We start from the raw sequence: 17,354 nt of genomic DNA, 5'->3' as shown, positions 1-17,354 counted from the left end.
GAACTGACTGATTCCATTGTGAGAAATGCGCTGCGAGGTCGATATAGTGGATTTCCACATACCCAGATCAAAGTTGATCTAAAACAAATGTGGTTTACGGAAGGTAGCTGTTATTCTTGCTCCATTATTTTCGAAGGAACGATTCGACTCATCATGAACAAAACGCCACGGTTGCTTCAGTTTTGGATTCTGTGCTTGGTTGTCTTTGCATCTTTAGCTCAGGGCTCTGTTTCTGAACAAGAATATCTGCAAGAAATGCAGGAGCAAAAGGCAGTGCAGCCAGAGGCCAAGCAGAAAGTCGAAGTGGGCGTGTTAGCGATACGTGGTCACCTTTATGCCGAGCAGAGATGGCAACCGACCATCGATTGGCTCAACCAGCAAATCTCGGATGTGTACTTTGAACTGCACCCTCTCAATTTGGACGAAATGGGGGAGGCGGTGAAGTTTCAGACCATGGACTTCATCTTAACCAACCCAGGTCAGGCTGTGCGCTTGGGCAGACAATATGCGTTGTCATGGATGGCAACATTGACGGGGCGCGCACCGCAAAACTCGAACTATAGTATTGGTTCTGCGCTGGTGGTTCGGGCAAATTCGCCATACCAAACATTAAAAGATGTTTCTGGATTTCCTGTCGCGGCAGTGTCCGAAAAAGCGTTTGGTGGTTATCTGACACTGCGCTATCAAATCGTGGAAATGGGACTCGATCCGAATGACTTTTTTGCGGATGTTCGCTATCTCGGTTTCCCAATTGATGCCAATCTCTACCAATTACGTGACGGCAATGTTGAAGCCGCTGTCGTGCCTGCTTGTCTACTGGAACAGATGCAAAATGAAGGTCTGTTACAGCACGATGATTTTCGAGTCTTAAACCAACAGCCAAATGAACATTCTTCGTGCGCCGTTTCTACGCCGTTATATCCAAACTGGTCGTTTGCCAAAACAGAACGCGGCTCGTCTCTTCTGGCGAAAAAAATCGCGCAAGTCTTGCTTGCTATGCCACCAGAGCACCCCGCCATTATTGCCGCTAGCGCGTCAGGCTGGACATCGCCCGTTAGCTTGTTGAGCATCGATAAACTCTATCAGGCGTTGGATTTACATCCATTGCAGCAACCTTGGTGGAGTGAGGCGCTGCGCTGGTTGCGCAGTCATCAAGAATGGGCATGGGCACTGTTCATGTTTGTGATTGTATTGAACGCGTACCACTTTTGGCTTGAGTATCGTTTTAGCAAAAGCAAACAAGCATTAGAGCTGACATCGCTAAGGCTGAAAGAGAAAAGCGAGCAGTTAGAACATTCACAAAGAGTGGCGATTGTCGGGGAAATTGGCAGCAGTCTGGCTCATGAATTAAATCAACCGCTGGCAGCCATTCGTAATTACAGTGAAGGTGGGTTGCTGCGTCTTGCAAAGAAGCGTCCGCATGAAGATATTGTGCCTGTGCTAGAGAAAATACAGGGGCAAGTGGAACGAGCCGATGCCATCATTCAGCGTTTAAGAACGTTGATACGCAAACGCAGTGTTGATAAGACACCATGCGATATTCAAGCCTTGATTGCAGACACCATTGAGCTGCTTCATTTTCGAATGCAAAAGCAGAACGTCGCCATTGTGACTAGCGTTGAAGGAGAGATACGTCCTCCACTGGCAGACTCCGTGGGCGTTCAGCAGGTTTTGGTTAATGTGATCAACAACGCCATTGATGCGTGTGCTTTGTTTCAGGAGAAATACCACTCGTCGGACTACCAAGGTAAAATTGCCCTGCATTGTGACTACCAAGCTAACCAGCTTTCTATTCGCATATTGGATAACGGCACTGGGTTACAGCAAGATAATCCGACCCAAGCTTTTGTGAGCTCTAAAGCTGAAGGGCTTGGGCTGGGGCTGGCGATTTGTCGTGACGTAATGGAAATGCACGGCGGCGAGTTTCTCATTGCTTCGACCACGCCGCACGGCTGTTTGGTTGAGCTTGTGTTTCCTTATCAAAACTAATCGGTATTTAGGAGCAGTTAATGATCAGCAGTGAAAAGCAGCTGCCTGTTTATGTGGTTGACGACGATGAATCGGTACGTGATTCGCTGGCTTTTATGCTGGAGGAGCATGACTTTAACGTGACGACTTTTGCTGATGGGCAATCTTTTCTCGACGAAGTGAACATTCATCAGGCCGGATGCGTGATCCTTGATAGCCGAATGCCTAACCTTCGTGGTCAGCAAGTTCATCAATTTTTGAATGAGGCGCACAGCCCATTAGCGGTGATTTATCTGACCGGTCATGGTGATGTACCGATGGCGGTCGATGCGTTGCAAGCTGGGGCGGTCAACTTTTTCCAAAAACCAGTTAAAGGCGATGAACTGGCTCAAGCAATATTACATGGTCAGATGCAGTCGGCGGCGAGCCTCGATATGGTGGCGGCAAGAGCGGCGTATGAATCACTAACGCCGCGCGAAAAAGATATCTTACGTTTGATCATTGCTGGTAAGCGCAATATTCGAATTGCGGATGAGCTGTGCATTGCAATGAGAACGGTGGAAGTTCATCGAGCCAGCTTACTGAAAAAGTTCTCAGCCAAAACCGTCGCAGAATTGGCCTACATTTATGGCAAGTTGGAGAATCCCATCTAGCGAGAGCTGAGCTGTAAGATTAGGAATCTTCAAACTTCTGTTTGATGAAATCGATAAAAGTTCGCAGTCGTTTCGGTTGATAGCGATCTCGATGGAATATGGCGGAAAAGGGCACCGACGGAATTTCCCAATTTGGCATCACTTTTATCAGTTGGCCTAGCTCCACTTCTTCTGCACAGTAACTCAGTGGAACACGAATAATGCCGTTGCCGTGCAGCGCGCCCATGACTAACGCTCGTCCATTTTTACAGCGCAAGTTGCCTTTTACGACCACATCGGCGTGGTCATTTGGGTTCTCTGCTTTACGATAGTTCCAACGCGTAACCGAACCAGTCAGAGTTCGATGTTCGGCCAGCTCTTTTGGGTGTTTTGGCATGCCATATTGCTGCACATAGCTCGGGCTTGCGATCGTCACCATGTCAACCGTCATCAGCTTGCGCGCGACAAACCCTGCATCATCCAATTCCCCCATGCGAAATGCGACATCAAACTGATCTTCAATCAAGTCAATACGAGGCGAAGAAAAGTCCAAATCAATGCTGACGTTCGGGTACTGTTGCATAAACTCACACACGTATTTGGCGATGATGTCTTCGCCGATGTAGCCACCCACACAGTTCACTCTAATCACGCCGCGAATCTCTTGAGTATCATCGACGGCGGCAATCAACGCTTGGTCGATGTCTCGCAAAGCTTTTTCACAGTCGTGATAAAAGCGCTCGCCGGCATGAGTCAAACGCAGCGTGCGTGTGGTTCGGTTGAGTAGTGTTACGCCCATTTGCGCTTCAAGTCCGCTGATCTGGCGAGAAACGTGAGATCGAGAAACGGACAGAGCTTCCGCCGCTTTGGTGAAGTTGCCAAGTTGGGCGATCAAAACAAACGAGCGAATGTCGGCGAGATTAACTTTATTGAGCATAATGAGCGTGTTGCAAAAAGCGATGGGTTTAAGGTTATCACAATTATTTACCAATCATATCGGCAAGCAAGGTCGAACGACTTGAGCTTTACGACAACTTGCGTATTATTTTCTGCGTTTCCATCTTTATCTGACTTTTTATGAGCTTATTGATTTCACGACAAGGCACGCCTCAAAAGCGCGCGAAATGGCTGCTAGCAATGATTGGCTGGGTCACCGTCGTGTGTCTGATGCAAAATTCTGGTTTGGTTTCGGCATGCTCGATGAGTGATGACCAAACCTTGGTTTCTGCTTTATCTAGCGATGATGCTCATGTTGTGAAAGCTGATAAAGTCAAAGAGCCGAGTAAGTGTGAACTGTCTGAAAAGTTGATTCAGTTTACCCAGCATCAGCTCGAAGCCTTCATTGTCGTTTTGTTCATTGGCATTGTTTTAGCCGCAGTTTGGCGATGCAGTGCCTTTGTTAACGCAAGGCAATGGACTGAGCCCATCTACGACAAACATCGAATTCATCTTACCTTTTGTGTGTTCCGAGAATGACAAGTGATTCTGGCCGAAAACGCCAGCCATTTTCTACACTTGTTATTAATTAGGAATCACTATGAATCATATTACTAAAGCGACTCAACTCGCATCCATGTTCTTTATGGCGTTGGTATTGGGTTTGTTCTCTCTTAATCTCTCGGCGCAAACTACCGATACGGGATGGATGACCAATCCACAGCATCCGCCTGTGCAAACGCGTTTTGTTTTGACTGGTCAGCAAGATCCGCAAGCAAAAACGCTCACTGGTTATTTGGATGTTAAGCTGAGCGGAGACTGGAAAACTTACTGGCGATCGCCGGGCGAGGGGGGTGTCGCGCCATCGATAGATTGGCAAAACTCGCAAAACCTGAGCAAGGTTGATTGGCAATGGCCATATCCGCAAAAGTTCGAGTTATTGGGCATTGAGACTCTCGGTTACAAAGGAGACACTTTGTTCCCAATGACGCTGCATATCGACAATATGTCGAAACCCGTCACGATTGATGCAGTGCTCACGCTCTCTTCCTGCACCACCATCTGTGTGTTGACGGACTATCAAATTCAACTGACCTTCCTGCCTTCTGAGCTGCAAATCGACGAGCAGGTGATGTTCAGTTACGCCCAAGCGGTGAGCAATGTGCCCCAGCCATCGCCGTTTATTGATGTCACTCAAGCAAGTTGGGATGCAAACCAATCGAAGTTGCAAATCAAGCTCACGAACACTCAAGGTTGGAACCAACCACAAGTGTTGGTGGACGGTGTCGATGAGGCAACGCGAGACTATAGCTTCAAGCTTGAAGGTATACATCAAGAGGGAAATACCGTTACCGCGAGCTATTTGGTGGATACTTGGTTAGGCGATGTGGAGTTAAGTGATCAGTCGCTGTTTGTGACCATCAAAGACGCCAACTTGTTGGCAGAAGAAACCACTCAAGCAATAGCCGAGGCGATAGTAGACCCACTGCCGAGCACGTCTGTAGTGAGTATTTTTCTGTTCGCTTTGCTCGGTGGTTTGATTCTCAACATCATGCCTTGCGTTCTTCCGGTTTTGGGGATGAAGCTCAGTAGTATTGTTGCCGCTCAAGGTATCGAGCGTCGTCAAATCCGCGCTCAGTTTGTTGCGTCTTCACTTGGCATCTTAACGTCGTTTTGGATTCTCGCTGGTTTTATTTTGGCGCTCAAACTGACAGGTAATGCCATTGGCTGGGGCGTTCAGTTCCAAAGCCCTTGGTTTTTAGGATTAATGGTTCTGGTGACAGGTTTGTTTGGCGCCAACATGCTAGGACTGTTTCAAATCCGTCTTTCGTCTGGCACCAGTACATGGCTCGCGTCGAAAGGCGGCAACTCGTTAGCTGGACACTATGTGCAAGGGATGTTTGCAACCTTGCTTGCTACGCCTTGTTCTGCGCCTTTCCTAGGAACGGCCGTGGCGTTTGCTTTGGGTGCCGATGTGGTTACGCTGTTTGCAATTTTCACCGCCTTAGCGTTGGGGATGGCGCTGCCTTGGATTATGGTGGCAATTTTCCCAAGCATTGCGCTTAAATTGCCGAAGCCGGGTCAGTGGATGAACGTGGTCAAAAACGTATTTGGTGTGATGATGTTGGCCACCAGCGTTTGGCTACTGTCTTTGATGGCCAATCACCTACCAGTGTTTTGGGTCATTCTCGTCGGTTTAGTCGCGTTTATTGTTCTGATGATTCGCGTTAAACGCGTTCATGGCGATAAAGCACTCGTGGTATCCGGTTCTGCATCGCTTATCTTAATTGCTGGCGGGCTGCTACTTGGCAGTGTCACCGCAAATCAATGGGCGACACCACTTCCTGAGGACTTAACATGGCAGAAGCTTTCCAACTCGGCGATCGAACAGCACGTCAATAATGGGCGAGTGGTGTTTGTGGATGTGACTGCGGATTGGTGTGTCACGTGTAAAGCGAACAAGATCGGCGTGATCTGGCAAGATCCTGTCTACTCATTGCTGCAAAGCCCTAATGTGGCGACGTTAAAAGGGGATTGGACACATCCGGACGGCTCGGTAACGGACTTTTTACGAGCTCATGGGCGTTACGGTGTGCCGTTTAACATCGTCTATGGCCCGGCGGCGCCACAAGGTATCCCGTTACCTGTTATTCTGACTGATGATGTTGTTTTAAGCGCGGTGAAACAAGCGAGTGGGGGAACCATTCAATGAGTTCGACAAAGCAGCGTAGAACATTCCGATATTGGCTCGTTCAAATCGTACAGGTGGTGCTCATTGTCACCGCTATTTCTATCGCGATGGATTGGTATCGCACCAAAGATATTCCGAAACAGGAGGCACCACCATTGAGCTCAGTATTGAGCGATGGTGAATACTTCAATGCAATCGCGCAAAGTCATGAACAACCTGTCGTTATTTATTTTTGGGCGACTTGGTGTCCCGCTTGTAAATTTGTAAGCCCAAGCGTGAGCTGGCTGAGTGATGACTATGCCGTAGTTGGCGTTTCTGGCTCATCGGGGCCGAATGAGCGCGTGGCGCAGTTTATGCAGGCAAAAGAATATCGTTTTGAAAACATAAACGATCCTTCAAGCGATATTATGCGTGAATGGAAAATTAACGTGACTCCAACCATTTATATTTTAAGAAATGGTGAAGTGACCTCTATTACGACAGGCATCACAACGCCGATAGGAATATTGGCGAGAATTTGGTTGGCTCGATAACGAAATAAAAATCCGATATTCAAAATACTGAATATCGGATTTTTTCTTTTTATTTTCTCGCTCCAACGGGAATCATAATGTGTGCGTATGGTGTGCCTTTCCACATCACGTATGGGCCACCATAACTTGGGTCGGTTGGTAGAGAGTCCAGCAACGTTTGGTCTGGGGTAATAATCATCAAGTGTGGTCCTTCCACAATCCATTGATTATCGTCCGTCATCCCTTCTGCAAATGGGTCGGTGTTACTGGCACCGCCATCACCCGCTAACATGTAAGAAATGCCTAATGCTTTGGCTTGGAAAGGTTTTTTGTTCATCCAAGCGTCTGCCCATTCCATCCAAGGACCATCCATACACATTGGAGCAATGCCTTCCAATTGAGGTGGCGTTGGGAAGCAAGTGTATTGGCTAGAACCTTCTTGAAGAACGTTATTGTTCCAGTCCATCACCGTTACTTTATCGCGAATAGTCGGTGGCGCCGCACTCAGTGCATCTTCTAAAAGTGCTTTTGAATCATCGGCTGCGAATGCGCCAAAAGCGCAGCTGACCGAAACAACAGCAGTTAAATAAGGAGTTAGTTTCATAAATTAAACCTCAAGTTAATACAACATGAGAATTTGAGCACTTTAATTATAGATTGATATTAAAAATAAGAATCATTATTTAAATGAAAAATAATAAGCGATAGGTTTGTTATGTTAATTTAAATATTGTTTTTATATACAGCGAATAGAATGATGGAAATAAGATTAGCTGAATAATCTAAGACAGATTATCAGGACATATTTTCTCTTTATGCACTTAAAAATCCCATCGGAATTACGGGCTAATACTTTTCAAAATTTCATCTATTTCTACTGGTTAGCGCTGAATAACCAGCCGGTTACGTTTCATAAAAAATTAGCCATTTAATAAGTGCTTAGGTGCGTATTGCGTGTTACATTCGAGCATCGTTCTGGTTATCAAGGAGGAAATGATGGATGTTTCAATACCACGATCCGGATGGACAAGATTTGCCTCGAAACACTTATAGTGGATCGGTCGTGCATACGGCATATACCGAATGTGAAGTTGAACAACTCTGTCAGCAGGCGGGGTTGGAAGTGGTTTCCCTAGAAAATGTGATTGGTTACGTATCTGGTGTTGGTTATGTGTGTCGATACTTGATGCTAGAGCTGAAAAAGTCACACCGCTGAAATAAGTAACAAACAAGGACTGTTTTTGAAAACACAAGATTTAACCGAGTTCGGGTCGGGCATTGAATACGATGCTCAATACGAGCAGCATTACCATCACGACATTGCTTTCATCACAAGGTTAATCGAAGAAACCAATGCTCGAAGTGTACTGGATGTCTGTTGTGGTTCCGGCATTGTCACGATTCCAGTCTCTGAGCAACTCAACGAAGCCATTGGCATTGATATTTCTGAAGGGATGCTCAAACACGCAAAGGACAAAGCCAAAAGTAGGAGTAACTTACGTTTTCTTCATCTCGACGCAACCCAGTTTTCGTTAGGTAAGAAGTTTGACCTAGCCATAATGACAGGGAATGCATTCCAAGCCTTTTTAAGTGACGACATGCTGGCAGGCGCACTGAGCTCAATATCAAAGCACCTAGAAAAAGGTGGGCGATTTGTCTTCGATACGCGGTTACCAACGCCAGAGAATCTAGAATTGGATCATGAGATGGCGCTGTGGCAAACCTATGTTTCTCCAACTTATGGTGAAGTGAATTATTTAGGTATGAAAGCCGAGTATGACTTGCAAACGTCCATCATGTATTTGAAGAAAGAGCGCCATTTTGAAGGTGGAACGATTGAGTATTCCAGCATTGATTTAAAATATCGTCCGCTGGAAGACATAGAGGTTTTCCTTGAACAAGCGGGATTCAGAATCATAGAGAAGTACCAGTCTTGGTCAGCGCAAGCATTTGAGGCGAATGCCAACTCGCTTGTCTGTGTGGCTGAGAAAATATAAATCAATGTTGAGGGATACAATGCAAGGGTTTCGAATTACCACGTCGTTAGATGACATGGATTTAGACGTTATCTACCAATTCATTTCAAACAGTTATTGGGGAAAGGGTATTCCAAGAGAACGCTTTGAGAAGTCTTTGCGCCATTCGTTCTGTTTCGCGGTTTTGGATGACGAAAATCAACTCGTTGCTTTTGCTCGGTTAATTACCGATCGCACCACGTTTGCGTACCTTGCCGATGTGTTTGTTGCGGAGGTACACCGTGGTAAAGGCATCAGTAAGTGGTTGATCTCAGAAATTCTTGCTCATCCAGAACTACAAGGCTTACGCCGTATGATGCTTGCAACCCGTGATGCTCATGGATTGTACGAACAGTTTGGGTTCACTCCTATTGCTCCAGTAGAAAACTTCATGCAAATCTGGAAACCGAATGTTTATCAGAGCTAAATCATGATGAGAGTTGAATCTCAACAAGTGGCAATCAGATACCTCAAAACAACAGACGCTGCTCCTCTGTTTGAAAACTATTTAGGCGATGAGCAAGCATGCCGCTTCCTCAATCGCCAAGCCCACCAAAATGTTAATCAAACCCTTGAAGCGATCGAAAGATGGCGCGCTCAATATGATCAAAAGTCTCCCAATCTATTAGTCTTCGCTATTGAAGAACTCACTTCTCAAACTCCTATTGGTTGTCTGGTGCTGATACCTGAGCAAGACAGCAGTGAAATCCATTTTGGTATTTCTGCTCGCTATCAGGGAAAAGGCTATGCAACCCAAGCCTGCAAACTTGGCGTTGTTTACCTGCAAAGCTTGGGTATAACGCGCATTCGCACTACCCCGCATATTGGCAACCACGCGAGTATTCGTGTGTTGGAGAAATGTGGCTTTATCAGCCAAGGCATTTTAAAAGCGCATGCGGTTTTTCCTGCTCTAGGACGTGAGGCGCAAGACTGTATGGATATGCGATTGGAGGATACAGAACAGCACCATTTTGCACATTGTTCAGAATGAAAAGGGTGGCGGTTGAAACGAGCGGTTACAGAGCATGTTAGTCGCCATCGTAGACAGCGTCTTTGCTGAATGATTCGTCGAGATTTTTTAGTCTTTGATTGTCAGAGGCGACTGACAAAACCATACCAACTGTGACAACCAAACCGCTATTAAAGCAGGATATTATTCCTTCAACTTTGTGTTTTAGGAGTAGTCATTAGACTACCCAATAATTGTTGGAATAAATAATGACGAAACGTTGGCTTGTCTCCGCTGTGAGCATCGCGCTGCTCGGCGGTGCTACGTATTTCTATCTCCAATCTGCTGCTCAACCAGAATTGCTGCCTACATTGATTGTGGAAAAAGGCACGATTGAAAAACAAGCTGTGGCTGTTGGTAAAATTGTCCCTGCACACTCTGTGTCTATTAAGTCACAAATCGACGGTATCGTCGGTGAAATTTACGCGAAAGTTGGTGAAAAGGTGAAGCAAGGCCAGCCGCTGATCAAAGTGCGTCCAAACCCAACTCCCCAAGCATTAACGGATGCATCGGCAGAACTCATGCGTAGCGAAGCCGATCTGGAATCCGCCAAACAAAAACTGTCCAACTTAGAAAGCTTGGTCAAGCAGGACATTATTCCAAGTAACTACGACGAGTACGTAAGTGCGCGCTCGGCAGTCAAATCTGCGCAAGCGGACGTATTGCAAAAGCGCCAGAATCTCGAACTCATCCGCAGTGGTGAGGCGTCTATCGGCGATGCGCGTTTAACGTCGACGATCTACGCGCCAATTGATGGCACAGTACTCAACCAGAAAGTAGAGGTCGGAGAGCCGATCATCTCGACTCAATCAAGCCAAGCCGCGACTGAAATGATGTCATTGGCCGACATGAACAGTCTGATTTTTAAAGGTAGCGTCAGTGAGCATGATGCTGCGCAGTTGTCTCCGGGAATGCCCGTTATGTTGACGGTTGCGCCTTATCCTGATGTGGCGATTTCTGGTGTGCTAACCAAAGTGGCGATTCAATCTGAGAACCTCAACTCACCAGAGGGCAATGCTTCGGCAAAAAGTTTTGATAACGGTTTTGAGGTTGAAGTGGGAGAACTCAAGATCCCACAAGATGTATTGCTTCGTTCTGGTTTTTCATCGACGGCTCAAATCATTCTGAAGAAGTCTGAAAACGTGCTCACTCTACCGGAGCGCGCTCTGCAATTTGATGGTGACGCACCGAATGTTCTGATCCCCGACAGCTCAGAACAAGGGTTTCATAAACAACCTGTGAAACTCGGTCTGTCAGATGGCATCAATGTCGAAGTGCTTGACGGCGTGGAGCTTGATGAAGAGGTTATCGACAACAGCATGATGGGAGCGGCGCATGGTTAAGCTGCAACGATCAAAAATCGCCTTTGCATTGTTGGCTGCCACGCTCAGTTTGCCGACCTACGCAATTTCTATTGAACAAGCTTGGCAACAAGCAAAGCAGAACGATCCTAATTACGAAAAAGCGAAAATCGGCTCCCAGCTTGGCGAGGTTGGCGTACAGAGTAGCCGCAGTGCGTTATTGCCGGGTTTAAGTGCCAGTGCGTCAGCGGATTGGAATGAGTCTTCAAGCCATTCCAACAGTTACGGCGCTACCTTATCTCAAACTATTTGGGATAGCAGTTTATGGTCGGAACTAGATCAAGCGAATGCCAATTATCTCAAAGCACAGTTAGAGCTATCTCAATCACATAACGAGCTTGCGCAGAAGTTGCTCACCGCTTACCTAGATGTGGCAAGCGCACAGGGCGACCTCAAATTGGCACAGTCCAAGCTGGAGGAGGGGAAGGAACTTCTCAACATCATTGAGAAACGCTATCGAGCAGGCAAAGTGAAGTCGGTTGATGTTGAAGAGATGCGAGCGAATCAAGTCTCTGAGCAAGCAAGTATCCTCAATGCAAAAGCCGATCTCGAAGTGAAAAAAGCAGAGCTTGCGGCGTTAATCAATCAAATGCCGGAGAGTGTCGACCAAATTCGAACGGATTCTTTGATTCAGCCGCCGATGCTGGTGGACTCTCAGGAGCAATGGCTAAAACTGGCGAAAGACAGCAGTCCAGAGCTGTTGGTGGCGGCGCAGATGGTGAAAGCGAGCGAGTTCGCGAAAGATTCAGCTAAAGGTGGATACTACCCGACCGTCAAAGGCAGTGTGGGCTACAGCGATGGTGACAATCGTTCAAACGGCGAGTTTAACGCTGGGATTAGTTTGAGTTTGCCGATTGACCTCAATGGTGCAGTGCGAGCGAAAGTGGACGAAGCATCGTTGAACATTTTAAGCGCCAAGCAAGATATGCGTAGAGTGGAAATTGATATTCAGAAACGAGTTATTCAGCAGTTTACTCAGGTCGATATCAACTGGAATCAAGTTTTGATAGCGAACGAGCTGGTTGAGTCGCGCGCCAGAGTGTTGCAAAGCAAAGAGAAACTTTACGACGCTGGTCTGCTTGAAGTGTCGGAAGTTATCAGTGCACACAACAGCTTGTTTGAGGCGAAAAACAGTCTGCAAACCAACTTGTACAGCTACTGGCGTAAGAGAATCGGCTTACTGCAAACCGCAGGGAAACTCGATGACGATACCATGGCGTTGATCTCTCGAGCTTTTCATTCATGAGCAGTCTATTGCAACAAACTTGGCAAACGTTGATGGCGCACCGCATGAAGAGCGTGCTGGCCATTATCGCGATTGCTTGGGGCGTGATCTCTGTGGTGGTGTTAATCGCACTTGGCGAAGGCTTTTATCGCCATCAGACCCAGTCGTTTTCCTTTATGATCAACAATGTGCAAGTGGTGTTTCCGTCGAGTACCAGTAAACCGTGGCAAGGGTTACCTTCAAGACGACAAATTGATATTCCACAAGAAAAAGTCGACATGATCAAACAGTCGGGCTTCGTGCAACAGGCGTCGAGCGTTTACGCCAAATGGGAGGCGAATATCACCAATCTCAAAGGACAGAACTTATCGAGTACGGTCAGCGGTATTGATACGTCTTACTTTCCTTTAATGCAACGCAAGCTGCAATCCGGTTCGAGAAACCTGTCACCAAGTGATATGGACAACCACACTCGCGTGGCAGTGTTAGGCGATCAAATTGCGCAAATGGGCGGAATCCAAATCGGGGATAGGCTCAAAGTCAACGGCATTCCGTTTTTGGTGATTGGGATAACCGTTGGTGAGGACACTGGCATTTCATTCGGCGATAGCCGCACGGTTTTCATTCCTCAAACAACGTACCGCGATTTGTGGGATGCGAAACCTTGGATGGTATTGATGAAGCCGAGAGACGGGATGGATGCACCGTCGTTTCGACAAAATATCGTGAACTTTTTCGCCAAGCAGCTTCATTTTGACCCAAGTGATAAAGATGCGGTCGAATTACCCGATTTTAGTGAAGGAGCGGCGGTCATCAGTGGAATTTTGCGTGGCATTCAGATTTTTCTCGGAGCGAGTGGCGCGATGACCATGGCGGTCGGTGCGCTTGGCGTTGCCAACATCATGTTTTTATCTGTCACGGAGCGCACGCGTGAAATCGGTGTGCGTTTGGCGATCGGGGCGACTCAAAAATCCATACTCAGTCAGTTTATTCTTGAGGGGCTTATTTTGGTAGCCGTGGGCACGGCATTAGGTCTGATGTTTTCGTATGCCGTGGTATCTGTCTTAAGCAGCATGGCATTACCGGAATGGATTGGTTTGCCTGTGATCACGCCAGATTCCATTGCTTGGTCTTTACTTGTGACGCTTGTCTTGGCATTGATGGCATCGTATTTCCCAGCAAGGCGAGCATCGCGTCTCACGCCAGTCATTGCTTTGAGTGCGAGGGCCTAGTCATGTTGTTACCGATGAGACAAATTTTCCAAGAAATGGCTGCAGAAAAGCTGAGATTGGGTTTGACCATTCTGGCTGTAGCGTGGGCGACCCTCTGTATCGCTGCTATGTTGGCGGTAGGTGAGGGTATTCGTCAGGGCGTATTGAAAACCGCACAAAATGGTAACGGCAACTTGATTTATTTGACCGGAGGGATGGCCACCGTCGACCACGGTGCTTTTCACCAAGGTAAATTTCTGACATTAAAAATGGGCGATTCAGAGATCGTTCGAGCATTACCCGATGTAAAAAGCGTTGCGCCAACTGCGAAGTGGAAAGAGCGCATCACCGTTGGTGACAGAAGCTCATGGCAAGAACCGTTAGCGGTCACGAGCGAGTTTCAATCCATGACCAATTTGGTGCCTATGGCGGGGGGGCGATGGTTAAATCCACTCGATCAAAAAGAGACGCGCAAAGTCGTTGTACTGGGTTATGAACTGGCAGCCGACTTATTCAACCCGAATGAGGACTTTAGTTGGTTTGCGACAGTCACATTGCAAGTCAACCCTGTGGGGAAAAAGGTAAAAATCGGCAATGAGGAGTTCACCGTTGTGGGCGTATTGGAGAAAAACAGCGCTCAAATAGAGCTGGGGGATCTTATCAACTATTCCAGCTTTGTGCCGTTAGCGACGTGGAAGCGATTTCATGTCAACGGTGAAATTGGTGGCATCAATGTGCAACCACAAGCCGATGTAGACCGAGAAGCCTTAGCAAAGACGATCAGGCAAGTGATTGCCCGTAAACACGGGGCAAGTGTCAGTGATGAACAGGTCGTCCAAGTCGATGATATGTTCCTTAAGCAAAAGAGTATGCAGCAGTTTCTGATAGGTTTGCAGAGTTTTCTTGGCATTATCGGCTTCGTGACGTTAGCTGTTGCTGGCGTCGGCATTGCCAATGTGATGTATGCCACCGTAAAGCGATCTACGCGTGATATCGGTGTGCGCATGGCAGTCGGTGCAACCCCAACGGCTATTCGCATGCACTATTTAGTGCAGTCTTTATTGACAATGATGATGGGGGGCGCGCTTGGCTTAGGCGTGACGTACGCGCTGGTGTCTGCCATCAGTTCCATTCCTTTAGAGGGCAATGCTTTTTATGAACAACTGGGTAAACCTGTCCCTGAGTTGTCGTGGGTCGTTGTCGCGATTGTCATCCTCACCTTAGTGATCATTGGTGTGGCATCTGCATGGTTACCTGCAAACCGAGCCGCAAAAGTCAGCCCGTTGGAGGCGCTACAAAGTGAATAACAACAATAACTCTGGAGAGAACATGTCGAACAAGCCGCTTGTTGAGCTGACCAACATCTGTAAATACTACTCAAGTGGGGAGGCGGAAGTTCGCGCGTTAGACGGCGTTGACTTAACCATTAATCAAGGCGAGTTTCTTTCGATTCTTGGCCCGTCCGGTTCGGGTAAATCAACGTTGATGAACATGCTCGGCTGTTTAGATAAGCCCACCGATGGCGAGTACCAACTTGGCGGCCAAAACGTCGCAAGTTTAAGTGCGAATGAGCTGGCTGGCATTCGTAACCAAAAGATCGGATTTGTCTTCCAAAGCTTTAACTTATTGGAATACGCGACGGCGCTTGATAACGTGGCACTGCCGTTGGTTTACTCTGGTATCAAAGCCAAAGAACGTCGCCAGCGCGCAGCTAAATTGCTAGAGCAAGTCGGGTTAGGGGATCGTTTAGACCATAAACCAAACCAGCTTTCTGGTGGTCAAAAGCAGAGAGTTGCGATTGCAAGAGCCTTGGTCAACGATCCGCAAATCATCCTAGCTGACGAGCCAACCGGCGCGCTCGATTCAAAATCCGGCGCAGAGATTGAAGCCTTGTTCAATCAACTTCACGCTGAAGGAAGAACATTGATCATCGTGACTCACGATAACGCTCTGGCAGAGCGCACTAAACGCATCATCACCATCAAAGATGGTAAGGTGATTTCGGATAGAGCGCCGGTAGAGAAGGAGAACGCAATTTCTCACGGCTAAGCTAAATAAGATCGATGATTTGAATTTGGGCAGATATGGATGCTGATACCATAACTGCCCAAGTTCGATTGGTATGAGAGCTAACGGGCAAATAATACTGGTTAACTTTTCTGTTGGGCGTTTATTTTAAAAGCACGTCGGAAGAAGCCAATAGAGGTACTCGAATAGATACCGCACTTAAAGCAATGTTATGAATCATTTGATCGGTCGTCGTACAACAATCTTCAATGATGGAAACGTTGTATTTTTCCGCTGCTTTTGAAATTGCCGTATGTGTCACGCAATTTTGCGTCATCATTCCACAGATCAACAATTCATCTACGCCGCTCCGTTCTAGTGCTTGTTCGAGGTTCGTTTGATAAAAACTGTCAGCGTGCTGTTTTTGAATAATCTCGGCGTCAGGACATATTGAGATGACGTCGGGATGAATCTCCACACCAACACTGCCTTCCTCAAAGAAATGCGCTTTCCCTTTAGGGGCCGAAGATACATGTTGAACAAGGAATATCGGGATATCTTGTGCTTTGGCTTTCGCCATCAACTGCTTAATGTTGTCCAGAGTGGCATCGGTATTCCACAAAGGAAATCGGCCATTCGGGAAATAGTCGTTTTGTATATCGATTACAAGTAATGCGCTGTTGCTCATGTTCAATTCCTGCTGATTTGGGTTCTCGTCTTGTCAAATTATGAGTAACTTGCTGCATTATTTTTAGAGTCTAAAATGACATAAAAGAAGTCAAAAACGACAAATTTAAGATGATCAAAATAACGATTGGAATCTGCGAATATCCCTCAGTATTGAAGTCGGCAGTTTATGGCTTTGAAGAGATGTTTTTGCTGGCCAACAGAATATGTAAGGAGCAGAACATTGAGGTTGTGTTTGAGCCGATTTTAATTCCACATACAGACCTAACCGCAGAAAGACTAACGGTTGTTTTGTTGCCACCTGCGTCACTTGATAATTACTACTTAGCTCCTGATGATGCGTTGATTCGATGGCTTAAAGCGCACTACTCACAAGGGGCGGTGTTATCTTCTGCATGTGCCGGAGTATTCATTCTTGCCGCAACCAATTTGATCGATTCGAGAGAGGTCACGACCCACTGGGCATTGGCGGAAACATTCTCCCAAGCCTTTCCTAGCATTGCGTTAGATAGCAATAAGATATTGATCAATCACGGTGACATAGTAACGGCGGGTGGGATGATGTCATGGTTAGACCTTGGCTTTGAGCTGATCGCGAAATACGCTTCGCCGGGTGTTGTGCGTCAGCTTGGAAAAACGCTAGTTATTGATACCGCTCAGCGAGCGCAGAGCTACTACCAACAGTTTCATCCATCGTTTTCTCACGGTGATTATGCGATTGTTTCCATTCAACAAATCATGCATCAGCGCTATGCAGAGCCTTTGTCCATAAAGCAGTTAGCAAAGCAAGCCAACTTTACTGAACGCACGATGCAACGACGATTTTTGAAAGCGACAGGATACAACCCTAATCAATACTTGCAGCGTCTTAGAATTCAGAGCGCATGTAATTTGTTAGAAAGCACACAACATTCCTTTGATTCTATAAGCCATCAAGTTGGTTACGAGGATACGAGCGCATGTAGGAAGGTTTTCATAAACGTCATTGGTTTAACTCCGCGAGAGTTTAGAAAACGATTTGCTTGAGTCTTGTTTGAATATGTAGAGCAACTCGGTGAAGTTGCGAGTTTCAAGTGAAACCGCAAAGAATGGAAGTATG

17 protein-coding genes and 1 pseudogene are annotated in these 17,354 nt (G+C 46.8%); 15 read left to right on the top strand and 3 right to left on the bottom strand.

The genetic code is table 11. The annotated features are described in order from the left end of the window. Positions 1-153: 153 nt before the first annotated feature. Together ACF8EG_RS07360 and ACF8EG_RS07355 are read left to right on the top strand one after the other, a co-directional pair. Entirely contained in the window at positions 154-1,989 is a 1,836-nt protein-coding gene (locus ACF8EG_RS07360; protein WP_069504660.1) for a sensor histidine kinase, read from the top strand. 20 nt (positions 1,990-2,009) lie between these two features. After that, positions 2,010-2,621 (top strand): response regulator transcription factor, encoded by a 612-nt coding sequence (locus ACF8EG_RS07355; protein WP_005457930.1) that lies wholly within the window; start codon positions 2,010-2,012, stop codon positions 2,619-2,621. Positions 2,622-2,640: 19 nt separating this feature from the next. Here the strand turns inward: ACF8EG_RS07355 and ACF8EG_RS07350 are convergent, their stop codons facing one another. Then, positions 2,641-3,537 (bottom strand): LysR family transcriptional regulator, encoded by an 897-nt coding sequence (locus tag ACF8EG_RS07350; RefSeq protein WP_069504658.1) that lies wholly within the window; start codon positions 3,535-3,537, stop codon positions 2,641-2,643. A 140-nt stretch (positions 3,538-3,677) separates the two neighbouring features. On the opposite strand from ACF8EG_RS07350, the gene ACF8EG_RS07345 reads away from it, so the two are divergent. The 3 genes from ACF8EG_RS07345 to ACF8EG_RS07335 all read left to right on the top strand — a co-directional run bounded on the left by ACF8EG_RS07345 (position 3,678) and on the right by ACF8EG_RS07335 (position 6,761). After that, complete coding sequence (locus tag ACF8EG_RS07345) at positions 3,678-4,076, top strand: hypothetical protein (RefSeq protein ID WP_069504656.1); 399 nt, start codon at positions 3,678-3,680, stop codon at positions 4,074-4,076. Between the two features lie 61 nt (positions 4,077-4,137). Continuing rightward, complete coding sequence (locus ACF8EG_RS07340) at positions 4,138-6,249, top strand: protein-disulfide reductase DsbD (RefSeq protein WP_069504654.1); 2,112 nt, start codon at positions 4,138-4,140, stop codon at positions 6,247-6,249. Next, complete coding sequence (locus ACF8EG_RS07335; RefSeq protein ID WP_069504651.1) at positions 6,246-6,761, top strand: protein disulfide oxidoreductase; 516 nt, start codon at positions 6,246-6,248, stop codon at positions 6,759-6,761. Before ACF8EG_RS07340 ends, ACF8EG_RS07335 begins: the two co-directional genes overlap by 4 nt. Before the next feature lie 49 nt (positions 6,762-6,810). Here ACF8EG_RS07335 and ACF8EG_RS07330 read toward each other — a convergent pair whose 3' ends face one another. Continuing rightward, positions 6,811-7,344, bottom strand: coding sequence for a hypothetical protein (locus ACF8EG_RS07330; RefSeq protein WP_017448384.1), 534 nt, complete (start codon positions 7,342-7,344; stop codon positions 6,811-6,813). 399 nt (positions 7,345-7,743) lie between these two features. Here ACF8EG_RS07330 and ACF8EG_RS07325 point away from each other — a divergent pair. The 9 genes and pseudogenes from ACF8EG_RS07325 to ACF8EG_RS07285 all read left to right on the top strand — a co-directional run. Next, positions 7,744-7,956 (top strand): annotated as a pseudogene (locus tag ACF8EG_RS07325) (class I SAM-dependent methyltransferase); the annotation flags it as partial. 25 nt (positions 7,957-7,981) lie between these two features. Then, the gene (locus ACF8EG_RS07320) at positions 7,982-8,737 is read left to right on the top strand and encodes a class I SAM-dependent methyltransferase (protein WP_069504647.1); all 756 of its coding nucleotides are present in this window, start codon (positions 7,982-7,984) and stop codon (positions 8,735-8,737) included. Between the two features lie 19 nt (positions 8,738-8,756). Continuing rightward, positions 8,757-9,182, top strand: a complete 426-nt coding sequence (locus tag ACF8EG_RS07315) for a GNAT family N-acetyltransferase (RefSeq protein ID WP_062854302.1) — start codon at positions 8,757-8,759, stop codon at positions 9,180-9,182. A gap of 3 nt (positions 9,183-9,185) precedes the next feature. Continuing rightward, positions 9,186-9,746 (top strand): GNAT family N-acetyltransferase, encoded by a 561-nt coding sequence (locus tag ACF8EG_RS07310; RefSeq protein ID WP_079858800.1) that lies wholly within the window; start codon positions 9,186-9,188, stop codon positions 9,744-9,746. A gap of 227 nt (positions 9,747-9,973) precedes the next feature. After that, on the top strand, positions 9,974-11,107 hold the full coding sequence (locus ACF8EG_RS07305) for an efflux RND transporter periplasmic adaptor subunit (protein WP_025558271.1): 1,134 nt from the start codon (positions 9,974-9,976) through the stop codon (positions 11,105-11,107). Continuing rightward, positions 11,100-12,371 (top strand): TolC family protein, encoded by a 1,272-nt coding sequence (locus ACF8EG_RS07300; RefSeq protein WP_069504645.1) that lies wholly within the window; start codon positions 11,100-11,102, stop codon positions 12,369-12,371. The genes ACF8EG_RS07305 and ACF8EG_RS07300 overlap by 8 nt, the downstream gene beginning before the upstream one ends. Further along, the gene (locus ACF8EG_RS07295) at positions 12,368-13,582 is read left to right on the top strand and encodes an ABC transporter permease (protein WP_069504643.1); all 1,215 of its coding nucleotides are present in this window, start codon (positions 12,368-12,370) and stop codon (positions 13,580-13,582) included. Before ACF8EG_RS07300 ends, ACF8EG_RS07295 begins: the two co-directional genes overlap by 4 nt. A gap of 2 nt (positions 13,583-13,584) precedes the next feature. Beyond that, the gene (locus ACF8EG_RS07290) at positions 13,585-14,868 is read left to right on the top strand and encodes an ABC transporter permease (RefSeq protein ID WP_069504641.1); all 1,284 of its coding nucleotides are present in this window, start codon (positions 13,585-13,587) and stop codon (positions 14,866-14,868) included. Positions 14,869-14,890: 22 nt separating this feature from the next. Then, a complete protein-coding gene (locus ACF8EG_RS07285; RefSeq protein ID WP_079858803.1) occupies positions 14,891-15,610 on the top strand; it encodes an ABC transporter ATP-binding protein in 720 nt (239 codons plus the stop codon). Between the two features lie 121 nt (positions 15,611-15,731). Here ACF8EG_RS07285 and ACF8EG_RS07280 read toward each other — a convergent pair whose 3' ends face one another. Beyond that, positions 15,732-16,256 carry a cysteine hydrolase family protein gene (locus ACF8EG_RS07280; protein ID WP_031853742.1) on the bottom strand — a complete coding sequence of 175 codons (525 nt, stop codon included), beginning with the start codon at positions 16,254-16,256 and terminating at the stop codon, positions 15,732-15,734. A gap of 110 nt (positions 16,257-16,366) precedes the next feature. Between ACF8EG_RS07280 and ACF8EG_RS07275 the strand changes: the two genes are divergently transcribed. Further along, positions 16,367-17,281: a GlxA family transcriptional regulator gene (locus ACF8EG_RS07275; protein ID WP_069504637.1), complete on the top strand. Its 915-nt coding sequence runs from the start codon at positions 16,367-16,369 to the stop codon at positions 17,279-17,281. Positions 17,282-17,354: the final 73 nt, after the last annotated feature.

Source organism: Vibrio sp. YQ_11 (assembly GCF_043103065.1).
GTDB lineage: Bacteria > Pseudomonadota > Gammaproteobacteria > Enterobacterales > Vibrionaceae > Vibrio > Vibrio parahaemolyticus.
This window is presented reverse-complemented; position numbering and strand designations above follow the sequence as displayed.

Excerpts from the sequence above, each read along its gene's own strand:
- ACF8EG_RS07285 (WP_079858803.1), top strand. The coding sequence starts at position 14,891 with ATGTCGAACAAGCCGCTTGTTGAGCTGACCAACATCTGTAAATACTAC.
- ACF8EG_RS07315 (WP_062854302.1), top strand. The coding sequence starts at position 8,757 with ATGCAAGGGTTTCGAATTACCACGTCGTTAGATGACATGGATTTAGAC.
- ACF8EG_RS07280 (WP_031853742.1), bottom strand. The coding sequence starts at position 16,256 with ATGAGCAACAGCGCATTACTTGTAATCGATATACAAAACGACTATTTC.
- ACF8EG_RS07360 (WP_069504660.1), top strand. The coding sequence starts at position 154 with ATGAACAAAACGCCACGGTTGCTTCAGTTTTGGATTCTGTGCTTGGTT.
- ACF8EG_RS07300 (WP_069504645.1), top strand. The coding sequence starts at position 11,100 with ATGGTTAAGCTGCAACGATCAAAAATCGCCTTTGCATTGTTGGCTGCC.
- ACF8EG_RS07275 (WP_069504637.1), top strand. The coding sequence starts at position 16,367 with ATGATCAAAATAACGATTGGAATCTGCGAATATCCCTCAGTATTGAAG.
- ACF8EG_RS07340 (WP_069504654.1), top strand. The coding sequence starts at position 4,138 with ATGAATCATATTACTAAAGCGACTCAACTCGCATCCATGTTCTTTATG.
- ACF8EG_RS07345 (WP_069504656.1), top strand. The coding sequence starts at position 3,678 with ATGAGCTTATTGATTTCACGACAAGGCACGCCTCAAAAGCGCGCGAAA.
- ACF8EG_RS07290 (WP_069504641.1), top strand. The coding sequence starts at position 13,585 with ATGTTGTTACCGATGAGACAAATTTTCCAAGAAATGGCTGCAGAAAAG.
- ACF8EG_RS07310 (WP_079858800.1), top strand. The coding sequence starts at position 9,186 with ATGATGAGAGTTGAATCTCAACAAGTGGCAATCAGATACCTCAAAACA.
- ACF8EG_RS07350 (WP_069504658.1), bottom strand. The coding sequence starts at position 3,537 with ATGCTCAATAAAGTTAATCTCGCCGACATTCGCTCGTTTGTTTTGATC.
- ACF8EG_RS07355 (WP_005457930.1), top strand. The coding sequence starts at position 2,010 with ATGATCAGCAGTGAAAAGCAGCTGCCTGTTTATGTGGTTGACGACGAT.
- ACF8EG_RS07295 (WP_069504643.1), top strand. The coding sequence starts at position 12,368 with ATGAGCAGTCTATTGCAACAAACTTGGCAAACGTTGATGGCGCACCGC.
- ACF8EG_RS07305 (WP_025558271.1), top strand. The coding sequence starts at position 9,974 with ATGACGAAACGTTGGCTTGTCTCCGCTGTGAGCATCGCGCTGCTCGGC.
- ACF8EG_RS07335 (WP_069504651.1), top strand. The coding sequence starts at position 6,246 with ATGAGTTCGACAAAGCAGCGTAGAACATTCCGATATTGGCTCGTTCAA.
- ACF8EG_RS07330 (WP_017448384.1), bottom strand. The coding sequence starts at position 7,344 with ATGAAACTAACTCCTTATTTAACTGCTGTTGTTTCGGTCAGCTGCGCT.